Genomic DNA, 2,596 nt, shown 5'->3' on the forward strand with positions numbered 1-2,596 from the left:
CGCCGAGGTCCTTCGCGATCTGCGCGATGGTGATGCCGTCCTCACGGGACCGGGCCACTCGCACGACGTCTTCGCGGAACTCCTGGGGGTAGGGAGCGGGCATGGTGCACATCCTTCCAGGCCGCCCTCCGGGCAAGCCAGATCAGATGTCACCTATCCGTGCGGCAGTCCCCAGCGGATCCGAACCGCATGTCGGACGGCTGCGCCGAACGGACGCCCGGGGAAGATCAGAGGCTTGGTGTCGTCCTGCATGTCTTCCGAGGCGTAGGTCACAAAGCCACTGGTGCCGTGCTTCTGAACGTAGCTCCTGATCTGTTCGAGCTTCCAGTAGTCGCTACAACCGGGGCGTTCTGGCCCGTGAAGGCTGGCCTTGAGGTGCTTGAGGGTGCTTCGGGTGGCCAAGTAGAAGGACGTTCCCTGGGTCCAGACGCGCCACTCCAGACCCAGGATGATGGGCGTGGTCCCATCCGGGGTCTTCGGTAGGACATAGAGGGGTGCGTTCTCCGTTGCTCGGGTCTCAGGCATCGTTACCGATCACCTCGAGCGCGGCAGATGCGTCCGGCGCCACGGACGCTCGCTGAACGTAGTGCTTCGAGGTCACAGCCGTGCCGGAGTGGCCCAGCACCGCTGCCGCATCCTCCGTGCCGGAATGCCGATCCACCCGCGTGGCCACCGTCTTGCGGAACGTGTGCCAGGTGACCCACTCGAAGCCCCGCAGGTGCTCCGATTTCCGGGCGTCGCGCCACTGCCGCTCGAGGTTGTTCACCTCCCGCAGTGTCCCCGTGGACGACGGGAGCACCAGATCGCGGGTGTTTGGCAACTCTTCCACTCATCGGCGCAGCAGCACATCGGCGGCGAACCGCGGCACGGACACCGTTCGGAAGCCGGCCGCCGTCTTGGCGTGGCCCTGCCTGATGAGTCCGGCCTCGGTGCAAACTACGGTGCCGCTGATGGTCACCGTCACGGGGGAGGCCCCGAGGTCCACGTCCGCCCATCGCAGGGCCAGGAGCTCGCCCACACGCGCCCCGGTGCCCAGTGCCACGTCCACGACTTCTGCGAGGTCCTGGGCCCGCGCTGGTCCGCTGCTCGTCGGCTCCGCCAGGTAGGCCCGCAGGCCGCGCCGCAGCGCCCGCACCTCGTCCACGCTCAGCGCCCGCACCGCCTTCGCACGGCGCTCAGGCAGCCGCGTGTCCGGCACCGGGTTGGCCCGCACAGCGTCATGCCGGGCCGTCAGCCCGAACATCTGCGCGAGCACCGTCTTGGCCGTCTTGGCCCGCCCTGGCGTCGTCGCGGCCACACCCTTCAAGAAGCGATCCAGCTGGCCCGTGGTCGCCTCCCACAGCGTGAGCCCGCCGACGCCCGGCACGATCACCGTCTCGATGATGCGCCGGTACTGCGCCACCGTCTGCGGCGACCGCGAGGACTGCGCGATCTCCGCCACCCACACCTCGGGCAGTGCGGCCACCCGCATGGACGGGGTGATGAGGTCCCCGGCTGCGGCCATACGCTGCGAGAAGGTGCGCTCGGGAGCGCGCCGCGCCGCGGTCGCGCTCGTGCTCGTGGCCTCGAGCTGCCGTGTCTTGCCGGTCAGATCCCGGTAGCGGGCACGGGCGCGCACGCGGCGCTTCCCGAACTCGGTGGTGCTGATCTCACCCAACGTGCCGATGGGCAGCTGCGGCCTAGGCATCGGTCTCGCCTTCCTCGCCCAGGGCCTCGGTGGTGCCCTTTCGGCTGTGCCTCTGATGGATCCCTCGTGCTGACTGGAGGGCGAGCTCTCGGTATTCCTCGTAGCTGTACATCTCGGCGGCCGCTGCAAGGTCGATGACACCTTCCATGGCCACATCGCCGGGGCTCTCCCTGGTGATGGTGGAGGCTTCTGTGGCGTCCATGCCCTGCAGCGCGTCCGGCGGTACCTCCAGCGCCACGGTCAGCGAGATCTGGCGTCGGAAATAGGTGGCGGCCAGGGCTGCCAGTTCATCACGGGTCCGCATCGCGGCTTGGTAGGACCGTTGGACCGTCATTGCGTCCTGGTCGTTGACCAGCCTGGTGAGGTCTACATCGAGGCTCCCAGCGATCGCAATGGCCTCGTCCAGCTTGACCGGCCGGCTGCCAGCTTCGATGCGGGCAATCGTCGTCTGGTGGAACACAGGCCACCCCGACTGTATCGCCCTGGGTCTGGTGGAGGCTCTGATCCCACGGAAGGATGCAGAGCATGGCAGCACCGAGGAAGTACCCTGACGAGCTTCGCGAACGCGCGGTCCGGCTGGCGATGGACCAAGCAGAAGAAGGCAACGGCCGTGCGGTGTTCCGCCGAGTCGGTGAGCAGCTCGGGATCAATCCCGAGACCCTGCGCGGCCGGGTCCGCCAGGCCCAGATCGATGAGGGCCAGCGCCCTGGAACCACCACCAGTGATGCGCAACGACTCCGCGAGCTGGAGTCCGAAGTCCGTGAGCTGCGCCGAGCGAATGCGATGGCGGATTCAAGCGGTGAGCGCAAGGAACTCTGCGAGCTTCTCTGATGGTGTCAGATAGCCCAATGTCTTCCGAGGGCGCCCGTTGAGACTGTCCTGGATCATGTCGAGTTCCCTGCGGCTGAG

4 protein-coding genes are annotated in these 2,596 nt (G+C 67.6%); 1 reads left to right on the forward strand and 3 read right to left on the reverse strand.

Translation table 11 applies throughout. The features are described from left to right. Positions 1-517 precede the first annotated feature (517 nt). The 3 genes from QSJ40_RS12490 to QSJ40_RS12500 are packed head-to-tail and all read right to left on the reverse strand — an operon-like array spanning position 518 to position 2,147. Positions 518-820 carry a site-specific integrase gene (locus QSJ40_RS12490; protein ID WP_285731321.1) on the reverse strand — a complete coding sequence of 101 codons (303 nt, stop codon included), beginning with the start codon at positions 818-820 and terminating at the stop codon, positions 518-520. Positions 821-829: 9 nt separating this feature from the next. After that, on the reverse strand, positions 830-1,687 hold the full coding sequence (locus QSJ40_RS12495) for a tyrosine-type recombinase/integrase (protein ID WP_285731324.1): 858 nt from the start codon (positions 1,685-1,687) through the stop codon (positions 830-832). Continuing rightward, the gene (locus QSJ40_RS12500) at positions 1,680-2,147 is read right to left on the reverse strand and encodes a hypothetical protein (protein ID WP_285731326.1); all 468 of its coding nucleotides are present in this window, start codon (positions 2,145-2,147) and stop codon (positions 1,680-1,682) included. The genes QSJ40_RS12495 and QSJ40_RS12500 overlap by 8 nt, the downstream gene beginning before the upstream one ends. 65 nt (positions 2,148-2,212) lie before the next feature. Between QSJ40_RS12500 and QSJ40_RS12505 the strand changes: the two genes are divergently transcribed. Continuing rightward, the gene (locus tag QSJ40_RS12505) at positions 2,213-2,518 is read left to right on the forward strand and encodes a transposase (protein WP_285731328.1); all 306 of its coding nucleotides are present in this window, start codon (positions 2,213-2,215) and stop codon (positions 2,516-2,518) included. Positions 2,519-2,596 lie beyond the last annotated feature (78 nt).

It is taken from the genome of Kocuria sp. NBRC 114282 (genome assembly GCF_030268385.1).
In the GTDB taxonomy this organism is placed as follows: domain Bacteria; phylum Actinomycetota; class Actinomycetes; order Actinomycetales; family Micrococcaceae; genus Kocuria; species Kocuria palustris.

Bases quoted from the DNA above. Each gene is read 5' to 3' on its own strand.
- QSJ40_RS12495 (WP_285731324.1), bottom strand. From the start codon at position 1,687: ATGCCTAGGCCGCAGCTGCCCATCGGCACGTTGGGTGAGATCAGCACC.
- QSJ40_RS12505 (WP_285731328.1), top strand. From the start codon at position 2,213: ATGGCAGCACCGAGGAAGTACCCTGACGAGCTTCGCGAACGCGCGGTC.